Source organism: Deltaproteobacteria bacterium (assembly GCA_016183235.1).
Lineage (GTDB): Bacteria > UBA10199 > UBA10199 > DSSB01 > JACPFA01 > JACPFA01.
Genome location: JACPFA010000047.1, coordinates 15,081 through 30,820, shown reverse-complemented (window position 1 = coordinate 30,820; position 15,740 = coordinate 15,081). Strand labels below are relative to the sequence as shown.

The 15,740-nt window shown below is 45.1% G+C and carries 17 protein-coding genes; 9 read left to right on the top strand and 8 right to left on the bottom strand.

Features of this window, described 5'->3' with window-relative positions; translation table 11 throughout:
* The first annotated feature begins 78 nt into the window (after positions 1-78).
* From HYU97_11855 to HYU97_11835, 5 genes are read left to right on the top strand one after another with little or no spacing between them, the layout of a single operon-like run.
* Positions 79-840 (top strand): FtsQ-type POTRA domain-containing protein, encoded by a 762-nt coding sequence (locus HYU97_11855; GenBank protein MBI2337443.1) that lies wholly within the window; start codon positions 79-81, stop codon positions 838-840.
* A 12-nt stretch (positions 841-852) separates the two neighbouring features.
* The gene (ftsA, locus tag HYU97_11850; protein MBI2337442.1) at positions 853-2,079 is read left to right on the top strand and encodes a cell division protein FtsA; all 1,227 of its coding nucleotides are present in this window, start codon (positions 853-855) and stop codon (positions 2,077-2,079) included.
* Positions 2,080-2,104: 25 nt separating this feature from the next.
* Positions 2,105-3,397: a cell division protein FtsZ gene (gene ftsZ, locus HYU97_11845; protein MBI2337441.1), complete on the top strand. Its 1,293-nt coding sequence runs from the start codon at positions 2,105-2,107 to the stop codon at positions 3,395-3,397.
* A complete protein-coding gene (locus HYU97_11840) occupies positions 3,397-5,688 on the top strand; it encodes a DNA translocase FtsK 4TM domain-containing protein (GenBank protein ID MBI2337440.1) in 2,292 nt (763 codons plus the stop codon). The genes ftsZ and HYU97_11840 overlap by 1 nt, the downstream gene beginning before the upstream one ends.
* Positions 5,689-6,438: an RNA methyltransferase gene (locus tag HYU97_11835; GenBank protein ID MBI2337439.1), complete on the top strand. Its 750-nt coding sequence runs from the start codon at positions 5,689-5,691 to the stop codon at positions 6,436-6,438.
* Here HYU97_11835 and HYU97_11830 read toward each other — a convergent pair.
* Positions 6,421-6,582: a hypothetical protein gene (locus HYU97_11830; protein ID MBI2337438.1), complete on the bottom strand. Its 162-nt coding sequence runs from the start codon at positions 6,580-6,582 to the stop codon at positions 6,421-6,423. The genes HYU97_11835 and HYU97_11830 overlap by 18 nt on opposite strands.
* Positions 6,583-6,781: 199 nt before the next feature.
* On the opposite strand from HYU97_11830, the gene HYU97_11825 reads away from it, so the two are divergent.
* Positions 6,782-7,189 carry a hypothetical protein gene (locus HYU97_11825; GenBank protein MBI2337437.1) on the top strand — a complete coding sequence of 136 codons (408 nt, stop codon included), beginning with the start codon at positions 6,782-6,784 and terminating at the stop codon, positions 7,187-7,189.
* Here HYU97_11825 and nrfD read toward each other — a convergent pair.
* The 5 genes from nrfD to HYU97_11800 form a co-directional block, all read right to left on the bottom strand.
* Complete coding sequence (gene nrfD, locus HYU97_11820; GenBank protein MBI2337436.1) at positions 7,186-8,436, bottom strand: polysulfide reductase NrfD; 1,251 nt, start codon at positions 8,434-8,436, stop codon at positions 7,186-7,188. The genes HYU97_11825 and nrfD overlap by 4 nt on opposite strands.
* An 11-nt stretch (positions 8,437-8,447) precedes the next feature.
* Positions 8,448-9,350: a 4Fe-4S dicluster domain-containing protein gene (locus HYU97_11815; protein MBI2337435.1), complete on the bottom strand. Its 903-nt coding sequence runs from the start codon at positions 9,348-9,350 to the stop codon at positions 8,448-8,450.
* Between the two features lie 41 nt (positions 9,351-9,391).
* Positions 9,392-9,934, bottom strand: coding sequence for a hypothetical protein (locus tag HYU97_11810; protein MBI2337434.1), 543 nt, complete (start codon positions 9,932-9,934; stop codon positions 9,392-9,394).
* 79 nt (positions 9,935-10,013) lie between these two features.
* Positions 10,014-10,868 (bottom strand): slipin family protein, encoded by an 855-nt coding sequence (locus HYU97_11805; GenBank protein ID MBI2337433.1) that lies wholly within the window; start codon positions 10,866-10,868, stop codon positions 10,014-10,016.
* Positions 10,869-11,205: 337 nt separating this feature from the next.
* Positions 11,206-12,480, bottom strand: a complete 1,275-nt coding sequence (locus HYU97_11800; protein ID MBI2337432.1) for a hypothetical protein — start codon at positions 12,478-12,480, stop codon at positions 11,206-11,208.
* A 103-nt stretch (positions 12,481-12,583) separates the two neighbouring features.
* On the opposite strand from HYU97_11800, the gene HYU97_11795 reads away from it, so the two are divergent.
* The 3 genes from HYU97_11795 (at position 12,584) to HYU97_11785 (ending at position 14,349) form a co-directional block, all read left to right on the top strand.
* Positions 12,584-12,955: a YraN family protein gene (locus HYU97_11795; GenBank protein ID MBI2337431.1), complete on the top strand. Its 372-nt coding sequence runs from the start codon at positions 12,584-12,586 to the stop codon at positions 12,953-12,955.
* A 259-nt stretch (positions 12,956-13,214) separates the two neighbouring features.
* A complete protein-coding gene (locus tag HYU97_11790) occupies positions 13,215-13,790 on the top strand; it encodes an energy transducer TonB (protein MBI2337430.1) in 576 nt (191 codons plus the stop codon).
* Positions 13,791-13,929: 139 nt separating this feature from the next.
* Positions 13,930-14,349, top strand: a complete 420-nt coding sequence (locus tag HYU97_11785; protein ID MBI2337429.1) for a response regulator — start codon at positions 13,930-13,932, stop codon at positions 14,347-14,349.
* Positions 14,350-14,423: 74 nt separating this feature from the next.
* On the opposite strand, the gene HYU97_11780 is transcribed toward HYU97_11785, so the two are convergent.
* Both HYU97_11780 and HYU97_11775 read right to left on the bottom strand, forming a co-directional pair.
* A complete protein-coding gene (locus HYU97_11780) occupies positions 14,424-14,888 on the bottom strand; it encodes a RidA family protein (GenBank protein MBI2337428.1) in 465 nt (154 codons plus the stop codon).
* A gap of 30 nt (positions 14,889-14,918) precedes the next feature.
* Complete coding sequence (locus HYU97_11775) at positions 14,919-15,680, bottom strand: methyltransferase domain-containing protein (protein ID MBI2337427.1); 762 nt, start codon at positions 15,678-15,680, stop codon at positions 14,919-14,921.
* Positions 15,681-15,740: the final 60 nt, after the last annotated feature.

Below are 15,740 nucleotides of genomic sequence, written 5' to 3'. Positions count from 1 at the left end.
GAACTGGATCCCCGCTTTCGCGAGGATGACAGAAAACATACTATCAAAAAGTTAAAATACTATAAAGAGCACTTAAAATTGAAAAAAATTTTCTTTAAAAAAAGAAATCGCAAAAGAATTCGCCGCAAACAAAGGTATCGGTTTGTTTATAAATTTATTTTGCTCATTTTGAGTTTGAGTTCGCTATGGGTTGGGGCTGCTTATTTTGCCAAGCGCTCCCAGTTTTTTGCCTTGAGTGAAGTAAAAATCCAAGGGACTTTTTACAAATTAGACCCTGAAAAAGTTAAGCAAGTTGCAGGCTTAACGCTTGGCGTCAATTTATTTCAAATCAATTTAGACGAACTGAAAAGCAAAGTCCTGCAATTGGGCGACATCAAATCCGTTTTTGTTAATCGAAAACTGCCCACGCACTTGGTGATTTATGTCGAGGAATATCGGCCCATTTTTATCTTACGTTCCAACGATGCTTATTTTTATGTTGATCAAGGTGGGGCCGTTTTTAAAGAGATTACCCAAACTCAAGACTCGCGAGATTTCCCTTATCTCACGGGTATGAGTACCGTTGACGCACAAGCAATTCAGCTCGCGCTTAATTTGAGAGAAAGTTACCAAAAAAAAGGTTTAGATAACGCTTTGCCCATTTCAGAATTGAATTTTGATAAAAATAATGGATTTACCCTCTACCCAGAAAAGAAAAAATATAGTATTAAGATAGGCAGTGACCACTTTGATGATAAATTCCAAAAATTATTTCTTGCATTGGATCAAATTAACCATTCAGATGGTAGCATTAGTTCGGTAGATCTGAACTATTTAGGAAAGATTTTAGTTAAACTCTAAAAAAGGGTGTCTATGCCAAAGCGGGACGATTTAATAGTAGGCTTGGATATTGGCACAACTAAAGTTTGTGCGATTGTGGGAGAAATGACCGAAGATGGGATTGATATCATTGGCATCGGTTCTCACCCAAGTAAGGGGTTGCGCAAAGGGGTGGTGATTAACATTGAATCAACGGTTGAATCCATTAAACATGCGGTGAGCGAAGCTGAGCTGATGGCGGGTTGTGATATTACTTCGGTTTATGCTGGCATTGCGGGGGGGCACATCAAAGGGCTCAATAGTCATGGGATCGTGGCGGTTAAAGAAAAAGAAGTGCGGGATCAAGATGTCATTCGTGTGATCGATGCTGCCAAGGCCGTGGCCATCCCTTTAGATCGCGAAGTCATTCATGTCTTACCGCAAGAATATATTATTGATGAACAAGATGGCATTCGAGAGCCCATTGGCATGTCGGGGGTGCGCTTAGAGGCCAAGGTGCATATTGTCACCGCAGCCGTCACCAGCGCCCAAAATATTGTGAAATGTGCCAATCGCTGTGGTTTAAATGTCAACGATATCATCTTACAACCCTTGGCCTCAGGCGAGGCCGTTCTCACCACTGACGAAAAAGAATTAGGGGTGGCTTTGGTTGATATGGGTGGTGGCACCACCGATATTGTCATTTATTCGGAGGGTGCTGTGGTACACACCGGGGTGTTAACCTTGGGTGGCAATCATATTACCAATGATGTGGCGGTGGGTTTGCGCACTCCAGCCGGGGAGGCTGAGCGCATTAAGCAAAAATATGGGTGTTGCCTCTCTTCGATGGTGCAAAAAGATGAAACCATCGAGGTGCCATCGGTGGGAGGGAGAAAACCGCGGGTCTTGTCTCGGCAAATTTTGAGCGAAATCATTGAACCCCGGGTAGAAGAAATTTTTAGTTTGGTGCGGCAACAAATTATTCAGTCAGGTTTTGAAGACCGAATTGCCTCGGGCGTCGTATTAACCGGAGGGGCAACCTTGCTCGATGGTATGCCCGAATTGGCCGAACAAGTGTTTAATGTCCCGGTGCGGCGTGGGATTCCACGTGGGATCGGTGGATTGGTCGATGTAGTGCGTAGCCCCATGTATGCCACGGGCGTGGGCTTGGTGTTAGAGGGGATCAAGCGTGCCAGCGAACAGCGTTTTAAGATTCGTGACAATAATATCTATTCTAAAGTTAAGGGTAGAATGAAAGAGTGGTTCGGTGAAATCTTCTAAAAAAGATAAAAATTCGGAGGATTCTATGTTTGAATTTGTCGAAAACTTAGCCCAAAATGCGAGGATTAAGGTGGTTGGAGTTGGCGGCGGCGGTGGTAATGCGGTCAACACCATGATCCGTTCTAGCCTCGAAGGTGTTGAGTTCATTGCCGTCAATACCGACATGCAGGCGCTTAAGTTTTCGCAGGCCCCGATTAAAATTCAAATTGGTCATCAACTCACCAAGGGATTGGGAGCGGGCGCCAACCCCGAAATTGGCAAAGGGGCCGCCTTAGAAGACGAAAATTCGATCGCCGAAGTGTTGCGCGATTCTGATTTGGTTTTTATTACTGCCGGTATGGGTGGTGGCACGGGCACCGGCGCTGCCCCCGTGATTGCACGCATTGCCAAAGAAATAGGTGCCTTAACCGTGGGGGTTGTTACCAAACCCTTTGCCTTTGAAGGCAAAAAGCGGTCTCGCTATGCCGACGAGGGGGTTGATAACCTCAAGGCCAATGTCGATACTTTAATTACCATCCCCAACGAAAAATTATTAACCGTGGCTGGCAAAGAAACCCCGATGATCGACACCTTCAAAATGGCCGATGAAGTTTTGTTGCAAGCCGTGCGCGGGATTAGTGACCTGATCACCATCCCCGGGCTTATTAATTTAGATTTTGCCGATGTGCGTACCATCATGGGTGAAATGGGCATGGCCCTCATGGGCAGTGGCGATGGCACGGGTGACAATCGGGCGATTGAGGCGGCTCAAAAGGCGATCAGTTCCCCCTTGTTAGAGAATGTATCGATCAATGGTGCCACCGGGATCATCATTAATATTACCGGTTCCAGCGACATCACGTTATTTGAAGTCAACGAGGCTAGCAAATTGGTGCAACAAGAGGCCCACGAAGATGCCAACATCATCTTTGGTGCCGTGATCGACGAAAAAATGAAAGATCGCATTCGCGTTACCGTGATTGCAACGGGTTTTAACAAAAATCCCAAGCGAGAAGCGGGCGTACCTTTGACCACCTTGCCAAAATATAAAGTGCCGGTGGTCAATCCAACTCATTCGGCTCCGCCGGTTTATCAATCCCCGGTGCAGAGACAAGCCCCACCGGTGCGCATTCCTACGCCTCCACCGGTTGAGCATGTTCCCCACACCACAAGGGCCGAAGCGCCTAACGATCGTTTTACTCAAATTGATTTGCTCGATCATGGGAATGAATCAACCAAGATGTCGGAAATCAAAAAGCTCGTTGCAGAGATTGGGATGGTAGATTTAGAACAAGATGAATATGACATTCCGACATTTTTGCGTAAGCAAGCAAACTAATGACTGCACAAGAAAAAAAAAAGGAGTTCCATCGTTCCTTTTTTAATGATTTCGTGGGGATCTTAAGCCTCACGGTTGGGGTACTCGTTACCCTTTGTTTATATTCCTATTCTCCCGCAGATCCTTCTTTTAATTCCGCTTCGAGTGGGCCTGAAATTCATAACCTCATCGGCATGGTGGGGGCTTACACGGCCGATTTTCTCATCATGTGTTTTGGGATTGCGAGTTATTTTGTGGCCGGTATCTTTTTTATTACCGGCTATCTCATCTTAATGCGCCGCAAAACAGCTTTTAAAATTTCCGAATTCTTTTTGTTGTTTGTTTTTCTCATCATGAGTGCCGTGTTGGTGCAGTTAAAATACCAAACCTTGTGGTTGGCCGGGCAGTCGCAGTTAGCCGGTGGGATCGTGGGGCATTATATAGGGGAATTATTAAAAACCTATTTAAGCAAAACCGGCGCTTATGTTGTGGTGATCAGCATTGGCCTCATGGCCTTGCTGTGGGCCACCAAAATTTCACTGGTGGAATTAGCCAAAGAGATCGCTAAGTTTGTGTGGTTAGTGCTTACTAAGTTAAGAGATGTTATTACCGACCTGCAAATTAAAGTGCAACAGTGGTTAGAAATCCGTGCTGCGAGGCGCGAAAAAAGTCGCAAATTAGCAAAATCATCCCCTCCCAAAATTAATCTTAAAAAAACCAATCCCAATTTAGAGACATCTGAAAAATCAGGCGACGATCGTGAACCGCTTATTTATCGACGAGAAAATAAAAATATCAAACCTTCCAAAGAAGATCAGCTTAGTTTCAATAAACTGTCTGGCACTTATAATCTTCCACCCATTTCATTATTACATTCCGAAGATCAAACCAATGTTGCGGTGGATGAAGGGGCCTTAAGGGCCAACAGTCGTTTGCTCGAAAAAAAGTTACTCGATTTTGGTGTTGAGGGCAAAGTCACCGAGATTCACCCTGGCCCAGTGGTAACGATGTATGAATACGAACCCGCGAGTGGCGTTAAAGTGAATCGCATTGTCAATTTAGAAGACGATCTATCGCTTGCTATGGGCGGGCGATTGGTGCGCATCGTGGCGCCGCTTCCCAACAAACCAGCGGTGGGAATTGAAATTCCCAACCATGTGCGTGAAGTGGTGTATTTAAAAGACATTATTAGCGAAACCAAATTTAAGCGCATGGATTCAAAAATCGCTTTGGCCTTGGGTAAAGATATTGAAGGGGTTCCCTATGTGGCGGATTTACAAAAAATGCCTCACCTACTTATTGCCGGTGCCACCGGGGCTGGCAAATCGGTGTGCATGAATTCAGTTATTTTGAGTATTTTATTTAAAGCCAAACCCTCTGAGGTGCGTTTTATTTTCATTGATCCCAAACGCCTTGAGTTATCGCTTTATGAAGGGATCCCCCATTTATTATTGCCCGTGGTCACCGAACCCAAAAAAGCGGCCCTAGCCTTGCGTTGGGCGATTATTGAGATGGAACGCCGCTATCGTTTATTGGCCGATGTCAATGTGCGCGACATTGCCTCTTACAATAAAAAGTTCGAAGAAGCAGGTCTAGCCGGTAAAGAAATCCCCAACTTTGATCCCACTTCCGATATGAAACCTTTGGTGCACAGTGAAAAACTTCCCTTGATTGTTATTTTGGTGGATGAATTTGCCGATCTCATGATGGTAGCCGGTCGTGAAGTCGAAGAGGCCGTGACGCGGTTGGCGCAAATGGCCCGGGCGGCTGGCATTCATTTGATTATCGCCACGCAGCGCCCTTCGGTCGATGTTATCACCGGGGTTATCAAGGCCAATTTCCCCGCGCGCATTTCGTTTAAAGTTACTAGCAGGCACGATGCTCGCACTATTTTAGACACCATTGGTTCCGAACAGTTGTTGGGCATGGGAGACATGTTGCTGCTGCCACCGGGATTGGCCCGCCTCACCCGCATTCATGGGGCCTTTGTGAGCGAACACGAAATCACGCGCGTGGTGAAAATGCTCAAAGAACAAGGCAAACCCGAATACCACGAAGAAATTTTAAACATCCCTGAAAAAGTTTCAGAGATGGACGCCATGGATGAAGAAGAAAATGAAATGTACGACCGTGCCGTGGCCATCGTGTCCGAAAGCCGCCTGGCCTCTATTTCAATGATCCAACGGCGCTTACGTATTGGCTACAACCGTGCCGCCCGCCTGATTGAACGCATGGAACAACAAGGGGTGGTAGGTCCATCCGATGGGGCCAAAGGTCGCCAAGTTTTGGTAGGCAATTTTGCTGAAGAATAAATGAGCGGCTTAAAAACTAACCCACAAGTGGCGGTCATTCTCGTTCAACCCATGTATTCCGGGAATTTAGGGTCAGTGGCTAGGGCCATGAAGAATATGGGGCTTGCAAAATTATTGCTGGTTAATCCCACGGCCGATCCGGCGCATCAAGATGCAAAAAACATGGCCGTAGGGGCCAAAGATATTTTGCAAAAAGCCGTTTATTTTAATTCGTTGCCCGCTGCGATCAAAGATTTTCAACTCGTCATTGGCACAAGCCGGCGCCGCAGAAAGCTAAAACGTAACTGGATAGATCCAAAACACATGGTTGCATTGGTGCGAGCGTTGCCAAATAAAGCCCGAGCAGCCTTGGTTTTTGGTCATGAAGAATCTGGGCTTTCAAACGAAGATTTAGATGTCTGTCACTATGTGATGGAAATCCCTTCCCACAAAAATTTCCCCTCGCTCAATTTAGCAGCTGCCGTGCTGTTGGTGGCCTACGAGCTATTTACCGCTGAAGTCAAACCCCAAAACTACAAACCCGGCCTCTTGCCTAAAATTTCGAGTGGTCAATTAGAAGAGATGTTCGCGGACTTACAACAAACCCTACAATCGATTGATTTCTTTAAAGGCAAAAATCCCCTTTTGATGATGCGGCCCTTGCGCGAAATCTTTCAACGGGCGGCATTATCCCAAAAGGAAATTAAGATTATCCGGGGTATTTGTCGAAAAGTACGTTGGGTGAAAGCTAAATTAGGCAGCCGGCCTTAGCTGGCTTTGATACCAGGCGGGCAGCCATTCTAACTTAGCTACCACATCAAAATACCCCAGTTTCTTTTTGCTGACCTTCTTTTTTCTTTTTATCGGGGCCTTGACCTTTTGTACAGGCCCCCGAGTTCTTTTCTTAGTCTTCATACATACTCCTTCTATTCCAAGGCCCATTATGGTGTTTATAACGCGACGTGTCAATGCCGCGGGTCTATCTTTGGAAGGGGCGAAGCCGGTTGTTTAATTTAATCTTTTAATTTCAATAAGTTACAAATGTGACTTTTTTGAATCAATGAAGCAACGATTAGGTTTTGACTTTTCGAAGCTCTCCAACTAATGAAAACAGATGATCTCCCTACTTTTTGCTTGGTTAGGTATATTTTCGTTCAATCCGGCTTTGGCGGGTGCCCCCGATCCAACCTTGGTGTGTAAAATCTCAGGCACTATCATGGAAAATACCCTTTATGCCCCGCCCAGGTTGGCCGAGAGCGAAATGAAAAAGACCCCTCTGGCCTTACGAGAGAATTATGTGTTGGGGATCCTGATTGATAAGGTGGCTTATGTTCGAGGGGATGGGTCGTTAGGCGACTGTCAGAAGAAATACCCCGTTGAGACCATGGTCAATTTTGTGGTCAAAAAGGATTTGGTCAAAGCCTATGATAGCTTTAGCCCCTGGGAGATTCTTTCCGGAGAGGTGGGCGTGGTGGCAAAATATCCAACCTTTTTTAATTATACACTTATTCGGAAACCTTAATCGTGGCGGATAATGCGGGGTTCGAAGGGGTCATCTTCCGATGGCATGCGTAAGCCACCAGTTAGAATGGTGATGGATACCTTGGTAATAACGGTAAAAATCAAAGCCCCTAGCGCGGTAATGCCCAAAGACACAAAAATTTCCCCTAAATTGGGGGCATATTCAACAATTTCACCCAAGGGGGTGGGAATAAATCCTGGGAAAATAAGCCCCATCCCTTTTTCTACCCAAATACCCACAATGCTTAAAATACAAGCCGCTAAAAACCAAATCGGGTGGGCCCGTAGCTTAGGCGTTACCACGATAATCATTGCGGTAATGTTCATCGCAATGGCTGGCCAAATGAATTTGGTTAGCATGTTGTGCCCATCCAGCCCAAAGAAGAGGTAATGAGCCGAGGAGGCATGGAGGGTGTCGGGATATAGTTCTTTAAAAAGTTCGCAGCCCAATAAAAATAAGTTAACCGGCAGCGTGACCCGCATGACATTTTTAAAATATTCAAACACAGGGGCTTTGACGTCGAGCAAACTGTAACGTTTTACCACGTGTAGAATGATGAAGAGTATAGCCGGGCCTACTGCAAAGGCGCTGACCAAAAAACGCGGTGCCATGATGGCGGTGTTCCAAAAATAGCGTGTCCCCAATCCCGAAAGCAAAAAGGCCGTGACCGTATGGATGCTAATCGCAAAGAAGATCGAAATCATAACAAAAGGGGAATAAAGATACCATTTGGGTTTTTCTCCCCGATAAAGCGTGTATAAAAGATAACCGGGGATGTGCATGTTTAAAATAAGATAAACATTAAAAACAACCACGTCCCAAGCGAGCAAAGAGCTTGGCAAATTTAGTTTGCCCCCCAAGAAGGGCATCAAATGCCACAAGCGTTCGGGCCGGCCAATATCGGTAAAGATAAATAAAAGACACATCACAATAGCAGTGAAGGCCAACTGTTCTCCGATAATCACGACTTCTTTAATTTCTTTATGTTTCTTAATATAGGCGGGGTAAACTAAGAGTACGGCCGAGGCTGCCACCCCAACGAAATACACAAAATTTGCAATGCCTAGGCCCCAACTCACCTGATCGGTCATATTGGTGACCTCTAATCCTTCGGTGAGGTGGTGATAATAACTAACCCCGCCTAGGCTGATAAAGACAAGCAAGATGAACAGCCAAACATAGTAAGCGCGGCTACCCTTCAAAGCGCACTGGGTCATGCGCAGCCAATATTCCAAATAAGTCGTCATCTTTAATATTCCTAATCAAAGTAATAAAAAAATTGCGGTATGGTGTTAAGGTCTTCTTTTAAAACAAAAACATTTTTGTGTTTCATGATGTAATAAATATCGCTGTTGGGGTCTAAGATATTGCCGAATTTTCGAGCCCCTGTTGGGCAGGCCTCTAAACAGGCTGGGAATTTGCCATTGCGGGTGCGATGTAGGCAGAAGGTGCATTTTTCAATCACTCCACGCTTACGGATGCGATTGCTTAAGTAAGACTGGTTGGGATTGATTTCTTCAGCAGGGATCTCTGGGGTGTGAAAATTAAAATGCCTGGCTTCATAAGGGCAAGCGGCTTGGCAATAGCGGCAACCAATGCACCAGTCGTAGTCAACCACGACAATCCCATCGGGTTCTTTCCATGTGGCCTCGATGGGGCAGGCGCGAGTGCAAGGGGGTTGTTCACATTGATTACATTGAATAGGCAGATAAAATTTGCCCTCTTTGGGAACCGTCCCTTCATAATAACGATTACCCTTTTCAAGGTTCATCGTTCCTTTGTCGATTTCTAACACCTTGATATAACCAAAAGAACGATCGAGGTTATTTTCTTTTTGACAAGCCGCCACGCAAAGCCTATTGCCGTTGCATTTGGTGAGGTTTAAACCATAGGCAAACTTGACCCCTTTTAAAGGGGGAGGGTCCGAAACTTTGACATCAACGCCGTATTTCTTTTTGGTTTCATTTTCAATGCGGGCAAAGACTTTTTGTTTGTCTTCAGGGCTTAGATTTTTATAATGTTTTTGAAAGTACTCTTCCCACAAAAAAGCCTTGGCGGTGCTAGAACTACCCGTAGCTGCAGCGGTGGCAGTGACGGCTACCAGGCCTTTGAGAAATTGCCGCCGTGAGACCTTGGCTTTTAATTTCTTTTCAACCAACATACCCGCTCGTGTGTTTGCTTTTATTTCTTTTGTGCTCATGCTCATAAGCTCCAAAAAGTGTTGACCGGTGGTGGCGGCATTTTTAAGGCTTTCATGGGTTTAAACTTAGGGGCATGGGGGTCGTGGCAAGCTGGACAGGCATTGATTTGACGTGCGCCATTCCAAGACCCAACTTGTTTCCCATGGGCGTTGCGCAACCAATTTTGGTAAACATCGCCATGGCATTCTCCACACAAAAGATAAGTTTGGTTAAAACTGATCTCTTTACCGCTTATCAAACGCATCTTAAGATAATTACCTTCGTCATGACAGGTCTGACACCATTTCTCGGGTTCATTTTTACCAAAGTGGATTTTCTTTTCTAAATGTTCTTGGGTGAGTTTGCGAGGGGTGGTGTTAAAATCAGCCGGGCCACTATGACAATCCGAGCAAGGGTACATTTGCATTTTAGGAATCTGCTCAATCACCTCACCGAGAAGCGCTGGGTCATGGGTTGGTTTGGTTTCAGTAATTTGGCCACGAGCCTCAAGGGCAAGCAAAACGCTTAAGAATAATAGCAACCCAATTTTTTTCCTATGGTTCATCACAGGCAATCCTATTCATTCAAAGCAGCCCTTTTAAGGCTGCTTCAGAAAACGAGTCACTTTAAACACGGGTAGAGCTTTATTTCCCGGCTTCTTTCGCTAAAGCCGCCAAGCCCGTCATAGCCCCTAGCCCCATGGTTTCGACAGCGCTGGAAGGCACAATGATGATCGAAGAATTAGCCCGCATACCCTCCAAGAGAATATTCATGGCCCTAAGATGAAGGGCCGTTGGATTATTGGCATAACGCTCAGAGGCCTTTTGGAATTTCTCCGAAACCTGTACTTCAGATTCACCCAAAATAACCCGAGCCTGTCGTTCCCGTTCGGCTTGGGCTTGCATCGACATGGCATTTTGAAGCCCACTGGGGATTTTAACATCCCGAAGCTCGACCGATAAAACTTTGATCCCCCAGGCCTCGGTGCTTGAATCGATTTTGTTGCAAAGTTTGCTATCGATTTGCTGCCGACCTACCAACATGTCAGAAAGTAAAGTCTCACCAATAACATCTCGCAGGGCAGTTTGTGAGGCCCAGGCGATAGCCTTGCGATAATTTTCAACCTCGAGGGCTGCCTTCTTGGGGTCAACGACACGCCAAAAGAGCACTGCATCAACATCCACCGGCACACTGTCTTTGGTTAAGGTTTGTTCAGCAGTAAAGGGCGTGGTGATGGTTCGTAAATCGATGAAGTAGGGGAGGGTATCTACAAAGGGAATGATGGCAAAAAACCCCGGGCCTTTAAGACCTTTGAATTTGCCAAAGCGAAGCACAATGGCGCGTTCCCACTGGCTGATGACCCGAAAAATAAAAAAGCAACCTAAGCCAATGATAAAACCCCCTAAGCTAATTAAGGGAACCCCAGTTTTGATTCCTACACCTGCACCAGCAGCTGTGAGTATTAGGAATAAAATAATAATAAATGGATGTATTTTCATAAATAGGGCCCTTTAGTTCGTAAGTTAAATAGGTATTCCTGCAATCTATTACTAGAGAACACGAAAAAGAGAAAAGATAAAATGATCTAAACTAAACGAATGTATGATCTTCCTCAGCAGTCAGGTAGGCCCCCATCATATGGGGACCTCTAAAAACGACCCATCTGCAGAGCCTGTCCAGAGCGCAAGCGAAGGATTGCCCGCAAAGCCGCGATCCTCACGTATTTCCATATATGCTCCGGTCGCGTCTTTGCGGGCGCCTTGCAGCTGGGCCCTTTTTAGAGGCCCCCATCATGGCTTGAACCACGTTCGTTAACTCATGGATATAAAATGATTTTTAGTTATAAACCGACAAAGCAGCGTTCATTAGCCATGCTCGTTGCTGATCAATATAATTTCGCCAAGGTAGGAAACTAAACGCCGATTCCCGTGTGGCTACTTGTTGAGCGGTACTTTCTTTCCCATATATTCTAGGGCTATAAGAATGCCAAAGCACAAACCAACGGTTCGTTGGGCTCATGATGGTTGGTCCTTGATTGCGCACGGGGGAAAGGCCCAATTCCCACAATACCAATTGGGCGGTCTCATTGCATAACTCCTCTTCTTTAATAGTTGCAGCATCACCGGTTGGGCGTTTCGTGATAATTGAGTGCAGCAATTCATGGGCAAGGTTAGCGGCCTGGGCAGGCAAAATCTCGTCGGGTAAATTATTTAAAATTTGGCCGTTAAATCCAAGCGCATTTTGATCATGGAAAAATTGACCTAAAATATCACTAAAGGGGATAATTTTCTTTTCTTCTTCCGTTAGTAATCGAATCTGAAAATTACTCCCTGTATGCTTCGCTACAACATCGGCCAATAATTTAGCCCCCGTTGGAACCGATGCCAGAGTATTGATCATTTTTTCTACTTTTGTTTTAAGGGCAGGGTCTTCAATATTAATTTTTTGTTTTAATAAATTGGCATTAGTTTGTGCGGTTAATTTTTCTTTTTTACCAAAATTTGTAAAATCCCAATCTGGCTTGGGTACTGCACCCCATAACAGCGATACATTTCCGGCCATCCGTGGTTGAGTTTTATAATCCGCATAATAAAGTTCATAATATTTAAATTCATCTTCACTTAAACCAATCGCCCCATCGTTTAGTTCCATTCTTACGTAATGGGTGGAGATCCATTGGCCATCTTCTAAAATGTCTTTAGAAAGCCCCATGCCGGCTTGATTAAAATCTGATGCCTTAAGAGCCTTTAGCTCGCTTTTAAAATATTCCCTTTCTGCGGGCGAGTATTGCCGGTAGTTGGAAATAACCGCTTGGGCAAAATTTACTAATTTTTGACCTGACTCGCCTGCTGGCATGGTACCTAAAACAGGCGTGACCCCTGCAGGATGCTCAGCTTCGACAGCCTCGATGGCATCAAAAGCCCCCAACAATTGATTCACCACTACGTCTAAAGTTGCTTGATCTACTCGGGGGGTTTCGGCGAGTTGGGGAATAATCTTTCCCAATTCTAATTTAACTTCATGAAAGGTGCGAACTGTGTAGATTTCTTCTGGAAAAACCGTACCGTCTAGATTGATATCAAATAATGGCCAAGCAATTTTTGTGCCCATATCTCTACCCCTTTCTATCGTTATCGTAGAGAAATAGATTTGGTTCTCCATTATTTTGGGAAAATTTTTCTACCTGGCATGCCTCTTGCTTATAAATTTTCCTATGAGTCACGACAATGTTATCAAAGGCAAGCGCGGCGAGGCCTTGGCGGAAAAATATTTATCTAAACAAAGGTTTAAGGTTTTGACCCGGCGATTCCGCACCCGTTGGGGCGAAATCGATTTGATCGCCAAAAACGACCAAGAGTTTCATTTTATTGAAGTAAAATATCGCACCCAAAATTTTTTTGGAGAACCCTTTGAGGCCGTAACGGCGCAGAAAATTAAACGCTTAAAACAATGTGGCTTGGCTTTTTTGAGCCGCTATCCCTACTATGAAAAAGAACACATGATCGTTTATTCTATCCTTTCTATTACCGAAATAGAACAAACCCTCTCCATTGAATGGATTCGCCTCGACCCCTTTAGTGACTAAGCGGGTTTTGGGTGGAGAGTGCTTAGATTGTTGAGGAAGCCATTGCTTGAAGCGGCGGGGCCCCCAATGAGGATTAGCAGGCATGGAAAACCGCGGCCCGGCTTGGCGGGAACGCGGAAGGCTTCCATGCCTGCTAATCCCATTAGGGTCGCCGCGAAAAGCACGGCTGACGAAACAATCTAAGCACTCTCCACCCAAAACTGAGGCATTACCTAAGCGGCCATTGACCTGTGGCGGTTTTACAAGCTAAGACAATAGAATGAGGCGAGTGAGTTATTTTGTCGTAGGGTCGATTTTTCTGCATATTTTAGCCGGGGTTGGAATTATCTTTTTATTAAAATCCCGACCGCACTTTATTCAGTCGGGCATTCAAGGGTTAAAGATTCATTTAGGAGAAAACGGTGGGCATAACCCTTCACAAAGCCTCAGGGAAGGCTCTCAAATCCCATCGGTCAAACAAAAGAGATTGTTTCACCGTCATGGATCCCGGCTCAAGGCCGGGATGACATGGTTTTCGCCAGAGGTGGACACACGCAATGGTGAGGGTGGTGAGAAAGGTGGTCAGGGTGGCAATGATCAAGTGCTTGGTATCATCAAACGCAAAATCGAAGCTCACAAAACCTATCCGCTCGTGGCCAAAAAACAATTTTGGCAAGGCATCAGCAAAATCCGCTTTGAACTTCATCAAAATGGAAGTCTTAAATACGTGCAGTTAGTCCAATCTTCGGGCCATTCTTTATTAGACGAAGCTGCCCTTGCCGCTGTGAAACAAGCCCAACCCTTGCCTTATTATGCGGGCCCCATTCATTTTAATTTAAGGTTTAACTTAAAGTAAAATGGGCCAAAATGGTTTGTAAAATCAGCCGACTATCTATTTTGTACTCAAAACGTTGACGCAACAAGCCTTGTCAAGGTTACAAGATTTGAGCATGATAGCCGAGCTGCGGGCCCATGCTTAGGGGGAGATGAATGCTATGAGGAAAATCCTCGTTGTTGATGATGATCCGTATGTCTCCAAAATTGTGAGCCGTCTATTACCTGCTGATCAATACGAAATTCAAACTGTGGGTTCGGGTGAAGAAGCCAAAAAGGCCTTTGATGATTTTGCGCCCGATTTACTTTTGCTCGATATCATGATGCCAGGGATGTCGGGTATTGAGCTTTGCAAATTTGTCAGGGAACATCCGCAATATCGAGAAATCATGATTATCATGTTAACCGCCAAAGATTCACAACACGATCGTTTGCAAGCCTTTCAATACGGGGCCGACGATTACATCACCAAACCTTTTCATATTGATTCGTTGGCTAGGAAAATTAATTTTATCTTTGAGAAACGCGAAGTAGGCTCAAGAGAATCGCGCGAAACCCCACCCTTAAGCCCCTTTATTTAAGCTCCGTGATGTCATTGCGAGCGTCAGCGAAGCAATCTTTTTTTTGAGACATGGCTGCACAAGGCTCAAAAACATTATCTAAGCTCCACCATCAATTCAATTTCGATGCATGCCCCCATGGGCAAATCCGATACCCCAACGGTTGAACGTGCATGCTTGCCTGCCTCCCCCCATAATTCGACCAAAAAGTCGCTGGCCCCATCCATCACCTTGGCGTGATCTTTATAACCCGGCATCACACTCACAAACCCCGTCATTTTAATAATGCGTTTAATTTTATCGAGCGAGCCCAATCTTTTTTTCAAATGCCCTAGGGCATTCAGAATACAGGCCTTGGCGGCCCGTTGCCCATTTTCTAAATTGATCTCTCGGCCTAACCTTCCCCGATAATTAATCAGCGCATTATCAACAAGCGGTAGTTGGCCACTAACATAGGCGATGGTGTCAAGCATTTGCACCGGTACGTAATTGCCTAAAGGGTCGGTGGGGACAGGCAAGGCAATGAGTTTGTGCTGAAGTTTTTTCTCAATAGAATCCATAAGTGATTTACTAAGGAGAACATGGTCTACTTAGTTACCTTTTCTTTGACGAATTTTTAAGCCTCGGAGCGCTAACACCATGGGCAATTTTTTTAGGTTTCGCAGTTGTTTCATCCTTTTGGGATTGAGCTGCACAAATTTTAAGGCCTCTTCCATGGTGCCTTCTCGAAATTCTTCCACGAATACGCCTGATTTTCGCAAAGCGCTGTAAAGATTCTCGATGCTGCGTTGATAACCTAATTTGGGCGCGTTGATAAATTCAAAACAAGGGTGAACGCAAGTGATAATCAAGCGACCCCCGTCGGCTAAGGTACGTGAGGCTTCAGGAATGAGCTGCACTAAATCCGATCGCCAAGTAAGGGCCGAGGCATAAAAGGCAAAATGAAAAGAATTTTCTTTAAAGGGCAGCGATTCAATGCTGCTGCGAGTCCAAGTCCAAGAGGTGTCTGCTTTGTGCTGTTCTGAAATTTCCCCCCGCGACACATCCACTTTGTAAATGTCGGTGCCACCTTTCGAAGTGATGAGTGGCAAATAATGCGGTTCGTTGGGAGTAATATAAAGAATTTTTTTGTCAGCTAAATTGGGTAACAAATTCGAACATTCCAGCCGTTCGACAATCTGCACCAATTGAAAGATCTCCTGTTCACTTAAATCATGGAGCCTCAAATCAGCCTCCTCTTCACGAGGGGTACTGCCAGCCCCAGAACTGGCCTTTGATTTAGCAAAAAGCCCCATGACCCTTTGCAACAGATTGCCAATGAATAGCATGATTTTCTTAAGGAAATTTTGCATTATTTAATTATCTCTTGGTTTTAGATTCCTGTCTATCAATAAGAAACATGAATCATCCTC